Raw genomic sequence first — 6,400 nt, 5'->3', positions numbered from 1 at the left:
GCGGCTTACAATGGATTGAACGGATTGCACAAGCGTTGATCCAATCATAATCGCATCAATAGCTTGATGCGGCAATCCCCCATGACCGCCTCGTCCCACAATATCAATAACGAATTCATCCGCAGCAGCCATAAAGGCTCCCGGTTTGGACGACACCAAGCCATAAGCGAGCGGCGTCCAAAGATGTACGCCATAAATGACGTCTACTCCATCCAGCGCTCCATCCTTAATCATCGGCATTGCTCCGCCAGGTGTAACCTCTTCGGCTGGCTGGAACAATAGTCTGCGCTCACCGCAAATAGCGGATCGATTTGCTGAATAATAAGACGCAATCGCTAGAAGCGTAGATGTATGTGCATCATGACCGCATGCGTGCATAACGTTTGGCACCTTAGACGCATATTCGCATTTTTTCTCATCTTGAATAGGAAGCGCATCAATGTCAGCCCGCAGCGCTATGACCGGGCCTGGTTGATCACCCTTAATGGTTGCAATTAGTCCATGTCCTCCAACGCCTGTCTGGACCTCTATGCCCAGCTCGCTTAATTGGGTAGCAATCCAGCTTGACGTTACACGCTCATGGAACGAAAGCTCAGGATATTGATGAAGATGCCTGCGCCAATTAATCATTTTTGGAAATAGCTGCTCTAGCTGTAGATCTACGATATCCTCTGTTTGCAAATCGCAAACCCCCTTACATTTTCAAAAAAACTACGAATCCTATCATGCCATTTAGTTTACCAGATGAACGGCTTAATTAGGAAGCAAATGCATCACTAAATCGTTAGGAATATTAGTTTTCTTCAAAATGTCACTTTTGTTCACAACAAGGGGTGGGAGTAAGGGTTGCGCTTGCTGGGGAAACATACTATCATGAGAAAAGAATGTACAACTCTGTCTTTTGAAATGGAAGCATATGCTAGTAAAGTCAGTTTTGCTTCACAAAACCTTTGGGAGGAACTACCATGATTATTGAAAATACCGGCTTAAACGGTGTTAAAAGCGAACTTGACCACTTAGACGAATCTGCTGAAAAAGTTGGTTTTGTCCGTTGGCAGTGGGAATACTATCGCGCTACATACGACTTGAAACTTGAGGATCACGCGAGCGGATCCGATTATTATTTGAGAATTACAACAAGAGCCATTGAAGGTAAGCTTGAATCACCTCATGCCGTTCTAATTATCGAATCAGTTTATATTGGACGCTCCACTTTCCCGCATGGTCTTGAGTATGAGTCCCCTATTCCACAGCCAATTATGAGTACGGCGACGCAAAGACTTCAGCAATTGAAACAATTGTTAGCGTAACGGTGCTGACATGAAAGCCACGCAGAACGGYAGCCGTGGAAGACCGGACTTTCTGCTTCTCATTTTAACTCTTCTGCTCGTTGGCTTTGGGCTTGTTATGGTTTTCAGCGCAAGCTCAAGTGTCGCGGTCGTAACGAAGGAAGATGCTTTGTATTTCACCAAGCGCCAGTTCGTGTGGGCTGGCCTTGGCATAGTGGTTATGTTGTTTATGATGAATTTGCGTTATCAAGTATTTAAACGCCTCTTCATGCTATTTTTCATTCCAGTAGTAATCATGCTCTTTCTCGTTCCGTTTGTTGGCAAGGAGATCAATGGCGCACATAGCTGGTTTGGAATTGGACAACTTGGCATACAGCCAACAGAACCAGCCAAGCTGGCCATCATATTGTATCTTGGTGCTCTTATAACGAAGAAGGGCGATAATTTTCGCAGCTTCAAAAAAGGTCTGCTGCCGGTTATCATTATCGTCGGCTTCGTTTGCGGCTTGATTATGATGCAGCCCGATCTTGGTTCCACATTAGTGCTTGCTGCATGTGCTACGGTCATGATTATGGCTGGCGGTGCGAATTTAAAGCAGGTATTTATGTCTGGAACGATTATCGGCCTCTTTCTCACCGTCATATTCAGTATCTCGATGGCGATTGATCCAAAACCTTGGAAATACCGAATTGATCGGCTTACCGTGTTTAGAGATCCGCTCAGCGATTCTCAGGATACAGGCTGGCATCTCGTGTCGTCACTGCAAGCCTTTGGCCACGGCGGTTTAACCGGTGCCGGATTCGGTGAAAGCGTCCAGAAGCTGCATTACCTGAAATATCCCTATAATGATTTTATTTTTGCAATCATTGGAGAAGAGTTAGGCTTTATTGGCAGCGCCCTCTTCTTGCTCTTTTATTTATTTTTCTTATGGCGTGGTCTTATCGTTGCACTCCGCTGTCCTGATCATTACGGCACAGTTGTTGGTGTTGGCATTGTCGGCTTGATCGCCATTCAGGCTTTTGTCAACATAGGCGGCGTTACTGCCGCAATACCGCTGACAGGTGTTACACTTCCGTTCATAAGTTATGGCGGCTCATCCCTGCTATTTTGTCTAATGTCAATCGGCGTATTGTTAAGCATATCGAGGGAAGCAAATCGTGTAGAACCTACAAAGCGCTAATGGAATCAAAAAAAGGGTGCCTCTTTTTATAAAAGAGGCACCCTTTTTTATTTACTTCAATCGCTGCTGCTGAACTTCTTCCAACTCTTCTTCTTTAAAGGCAACGCCCTCTACCTTCACATTCACTTCAACAACGTGCAATCCTGTCATATTCTCAACAGATTCACGTACATTCAGTTGAAGCTGGCGACATACCTCTTGAATCGGAATGCCGTAATGAACAATAATACGAAGATCAATGGCCGCTTCCGTCGTTCCTACTTCAACAGATACACCTTTTTGCACGTTCTTTCCGCTCAGCCGTTTGGCGAGTCCTTCGGAAATTCCGCCCGACATTGCCGCAATGCCTGGCGTTTCAAGCGCTGCGAGTCCAGCTATCGTTGCTACTACATCATCAGAGATTCGGATAAGACCCGTTTGAAGTTCTTCTGTCATGTGACTCACTCCTCATTTTGCCATATAGGCTTATTATAGCAGACGGACATAACCACAGCAAAGCTGAGTGTTAAAAGCTTTTGTGAACAAGATGTTATTTGAACTAAATGCTTATAAATTGATAATTCTTCCACCATTAGCGCTTGCTAGCTTTTGATTCACCGTCGTTACGAAGGAGTAAACCTTAAACATATTAATGTTGGCAAGCATAACAATTTCCTTTAGCTCTGCGTTCTCGTCTTTGTAATTGATAACGAGATACAAATGTTGATTTTTTTTCGTCCATGAAGCTTTTGAACCAGGCATATCATTAATAATCGTTCGACCAGCAAGGCTTCTGTCGAATTCCGTAAGGTTTTTATCCGTTTTGAGAACGATATAGCCAGGCCCCCATTCAATCCTTCACACTATTATCATTCTACCAACTTTCTCCAATATGTGACAATAACTTTATCTCCCCGTTTATTTCTCCATGAATCAGATAAACATATCGAATACACCTTTTAACTGGTAAAGTTTACATGCTTGCTTATTTCCGCTATAGTATTATCAGGTTTTCAGCAACTATTTGAAGAGGTGAACGCTTTGAATCAAAAATGGTTTTTCTCAGGGTTAATCCTCATGTTTGCACTTAGTGCCATCGGTCATTACGCCCACTGGGATAACACAGTTCAATTTATCATTTCAGCCATCGCGATCATCTTTGTGGCCGGTTTTCTTGGTAAAGCCACGGAGAGTGTCGCACATTATGCAGGTCAAAGGCTGGGTGGCTTCCTCAATGCAACTTTCGGAAATGCCGCAGAGCTCATCATCGCGATATTTTTGATTAAAGCGCAGCAATTCGATATGGTAAAAGCGAGCTTGACAGGAGCTATTATCGGAAATCTATTGCTCGTTTTGGGTCTTAGCATATTGCTTGGCGGGTTGAAATATAAGGAGCAGCAATTTAACGGCCGATTAGCTGATCACAATTCTACGCTCATGATCATGGCTGTCATCGGTCTTTTCGTGCCAGCTGTATTCATTGTCTCAGAGAAGTTTTCGTTTGAGAAGGATCAGTTTTTAAGTCTTGCTGTTGCGGGAATTTTGATTTTAGCTTATATTCTGTGGCTGGTGTTCTCCATGGTTACTCACAAGGACATGCTCTCTGATGTCGTCATGAATGCAGATCACGGCGAAGAGCCGGCCTGGTCAAAAGGAAAGTCAATCTTCTTCCTCCTCCTAGCTACCGTTATGGTGGCCTTTGTGAGTGAATGGCTTGTACATACCCTTGACGCATTCAGTGCGAAATTTGGCCTGTCTGAGCTGTTTATAGGGGCATTCGTAATCGCTATTGTCGGTAACGCGGCTGAGCATAGCGCTGCTGTGATGCTGGCTATGAAAAATAAGATTGGCGCAGCTGTAGAAATCGCCATCGGCAGCAGCTTGCAAATCGCTTTATTCGTAGCGCCTGTGCTCATTCTCGTCAGTAGTGCTGCTTATTATGGTCTATGTCATTCTCGGTATTGCGTTCTACCTTGTGTAAACAAAAAAAAAGAGTAGTCTCCATTCGGAGGCTACTCTTTTCTTTCCAGTGCTTCGTATAGCATAGCTAAATTCCGCTCTAATCTACTCACTATTTCCTTGCCAGCCAGCTCTGCAATGAGTCCGGCGCGAACAGCAAAGTCAACCTCTCGCGAGAATCCATACATTTGTGTATCTAGCACTTCTTCGTAAAGTGGACATTGACGAGTAGTCAAGTTTTCCATCTGAACTTCGATTAGCTTTTCTATTTTACTCGCATCTTCCTGAAGGAGACGAAGCGCTTTCTCATGCAATTGTACCGTAATTTCCGGTGAAGACATCGTTTTCCCCCCTGTGCGCGTATCCGCCGTCTTCTATACCACTATATTAGACGAAATAGAGTGATTATACAAGGTCAAAACAGAAAAGCACCTCTTCAAAAGTGAAGAGGTGCTTATTCGTTAAAAATATGATCTACTAATCCGTAATAACATTAACATTTAAGTTGTGCTTAGCAAATACAGCAGCCATTGCTGCTTTTGCTTCCTCAGCATCCGGTCCGTGTACATGAAGTTCGTACGCATGTCCGCCTACTAGTGTAGTGAAAAGTCCGAGGATGCTTTTTACATCAATATATTTGCTCTCGGCTTGCAGAACGATGGACGAAGTGAATTGGCTAGCCGTTTGGGAAATTTCTACGATTGCTGCGTTGTTGGACATGGGAGATCCCTCCAGTTAAATTAGTAAAGCTTACCTTTGTCACCATGATAACCCGAAAAGAAGCATCCAGCAAGAGGTAAAATGAAAAACGCTTTATTTTCCATTTATTACATAGGAATACGATTCGAGCGTAATTGCTTATTTGAGGTTTTCARCATTTAACCCTTCAAGCTCTGGAATGACGAAAACGCCATCTTTGCGAATAAGTACATCATCAAAATAAATTTCGCCGCCGCCGTATTCTGGGCGTTGAATAAGTACGAGATCCCAATGAACAGCGGAACGGTTGCCATTATCCGTCTCTTCATAGGCTTGACCTGGCGTAAAGTGCAAGCTGCCGGCAATTTTCTCATCAAACAAAATATCATTCATGGGATGCAAAATATGCGGATTAAATCCGATTGCAAACTCACCAATATAGCGAGCGCCTTCATCCATGTCTAAAATTTCATTCAAACGAACATTGTCATTGCTTTCTGCTTTTATGATTTTGCCGTTTTCAAATGTCAGTGAAATATTTTGGAACGTAACGCCAGAATAGACGCTAGGCGCATTGTAAGTAATCGTACCTTGCACCGAATCGCGAACCGGAGCTGAGAAAACCTCTCCATCGGGAATATTTCGGTGGCCAGAGCATTTTTTCGCTCCGATATTCTTAATCGAGAAGCTTAAATCCGTGCCTGGCGATACAATCCGCACACGATCTGTTTCACTCATCAGCTTCTGAAGCGGGTTCATCGCTGCGTCCATTTTGGCATAATCCAAGTTGCAAACATCAAAATAGAAGTCTTCGAAATCTTCCGTACTCATATTGGCCAGCTGAGCCATGGATGGACTTGGGTAACGCAAAACGACCCATTTTGTTTTTTTAACGCGCTGTTCGGAGTGTACCGGATTTCTATAGATTTGATCATATAGGCGCATGTTGGCATCAGGAATTCCAGCAAATTCATTCACATTGTCTCCTGAGCGTACAGCGATATATCCTTGCATATTTTTCATCCGCTCCAAATCAAGCGACGACCAAAGCTCCATTTGCTCCTTCGTAGCATGCTTCAGCAAAGTACGAAGAACAGAACGATCGCTCGATTCTACAAACGGCCTGCCGCCCCGCCTTGCAACCTCTTCTATTAAACACTTGGTTAGCTCTCGTTCTGAACCAACCATGTCAATTAGCACATTCTCCCCTGCTTGAACATCGATAGAATATTCGACTAAATTTCGCGCTAGCTTTTGCAATCTTGGATCACGCATGTAAAATTCCTCTCCTTCT

At 43.8% G+C, this 6,400-nt stretch carries 9 protein-coding genes; 3 read left to right on the top strand and 6 right to left on the bottom strand.

Features of this window, described 5'->3' with window-relative positions; translation table 11 throughout:
• Positions 1-630, bottom strand: a 630-nt coding sequence (locus AB4Z17_RS18625; protein WP_441961310.1) for an amidohydrolase, incomplete at its 3' end; no start/stop codon positions are given.
• Between the two features lie 335 nt (positions 631-965).
• On the opposite strand from AB4Z17_RS18625, the gene AB4Z17_RS18620 reads away from it, so the two are divergent.
• Positions 966-1,310: a YugN family protein gene (locus AB4Z17_RS18620; protein ID WP_076268251.1), complete on the top strand. Its 345-nt coding sequence runs from the start codon at positions 966-968 to the stop codon at positions 1,308-1,310.
• A 10-nt stretch (positions 1,311-1,320) separates the two neighbouring features.
• Entirely contained in the window at positions 1,321-2,469 is a 1,149-nt protein-coding gene (gene ftsW, locus AB4Z17_RS18615) for a putative lipid II flippase FtsW (RefSeq protein ID WP_076268250.1), read from the top strand.
• Positions 2,470-2,520: 51 nt separating this feature from the next.
• Here ftsW and AB4Z17_RS18610 read toward each other — a convergent pair whose 3' ends face one another.
• Both AB4Z17_RS18610 and AB4Z17_RS18605 read right to left on the bottom strand, forming a co-directional pair.
• On the bottom strand, positions 2,521-2,904 hold the full coding sequence (locus AB4Z17_RS18610) for an Asp23/Gls24 family envelope stress response protein (RefSeq protein WP_076268249.1): 384 nt from the start codon (positions 2,902-2,904) through the stop codon (positions 2,521-2,523).
• A gap of 111 nt (positions 2,905-3,015) precedes the next feature.
• Positions 3,016-3,210 carry a hypothetical protein gene (locus AB4Z17_RS18605; protein WP_076268248.1) on the bottom strand — a complete coding sequence of 65 codons (195 nt, stop codon included), beginning with the start codon at positions 3,208-3,210 and terminating at the stop codon, positions 3,016-3,018.
• A 279-nt stretch (positions 3,211-3,489) separates the two neighbouring features.
• On the opposite strand from AB4Z17_RS18605, the gene cax reads away from it, so the two are divergent.
• Complete coding sequence (gene cax, locus AB4Z17_RS18600; protein WP_441961306.1) at positions 3,490-4,446, top strand: calcium/proton exchanger; 957 nt, start codon at positions 3,490-3,492, stop codon at positions 4,444-4,446.
• 14 nt (positions 4,447-4,460) lie between these two features.
• Here the strand turns inward: cax and AB4Z17_RS18595 are convergent, their stop codons facing one another.
• From AB4Z17_RS18595 to AB4Z17_RS18585, 3 genes are all read right to left on the bottom strand, one after another.
• Positions 4,461-4,748, bottom strand: coding sequence for a YlaN family protein (locus AB4Z17_RS18595; RefSeq protein ID WP_054028048.1), 288 nt, complete (start codon positions 4,746-4,748; stop codon positions 4,461-4,463).
• A 136-nt stretch (positions 4,749-4,884) separates the two neighbouring features.
• Positions 4,885-5,127 carry an HPr family phosphocarrier protein gene (locus AB4Z17_RS18590; RefSeq protein ID WP_076268246.1) on the bottom strand — a complete coding sequence of 81 codons (243 nt, stop codon included), beginning with the start codon at positions 5,125-5,127 and terminating at the stop codon, positions 4,885-4,887.
• 138 nt (positions 5,128-5,265) lie between these two features.
• The gene (locus AB4Z17_RS18585; protein ID WP_441961304.1) at positions 5,266-6,381 is read right to left on the bottom strand and encodes an aminopeptidase; all 1,116 of its coding nucleotides are present in this window, start codon (positions 6,379-6,381) and stop codon (positions 5,266-5,268) included.
• Positions 6,382-6,400: the final 19 nt, after the last annotated feature.

The sequence above is a fragment of the Paenibacillus sp. TAF43_2 genome, assembly GCF_052113545.1.
Lineage (GTDB): Bacteria > Bacillota > Bacilli > Paenibacillales > Paenibacillaceae > Pristimantibacillus.
This window is presented reverse-complemented; position numbering and strand designations above follow the sequence as displayed.

Coding starts and splice junctions, on each gene's coding strand:
- AB4Z17_RS18620 (WP_076268251.1), top strand. CDS start 966: ATGATTATTGAAAATACCGGCTTAAACGGTGTTAAAAGCGAACTTGAC.
- AB4Z17_RS18610 (WP_076268249.1), bottom strand. CDS start 2,904: ATGACAGAAGAACTTCAAACGGGTCTTATCCGAATCTCTGATGATGTA.
- AB4Z17_RS18605 (WP_076268248.1), bottom strand. CDS start 3,210: ATGCCTGGTTCAAAAGCTTCATGGACGAAAAAAAATCAACATTTGTAT.
- AB4Z17_RS18595 (WP_054028048.1), bottom strand. CDS start 4,748: ATGTCTTCACCGGAAATTACGGTACAATTGCATGAGAAAGCGCTTCGT.
- AB4Z17_RS18590 (WP_076268246.1), bottom strand. CDS start 5,127: ATGTCCAACAACGCAGCAATCGTAGAAATTTCCCAAACGGCTAGCCAA.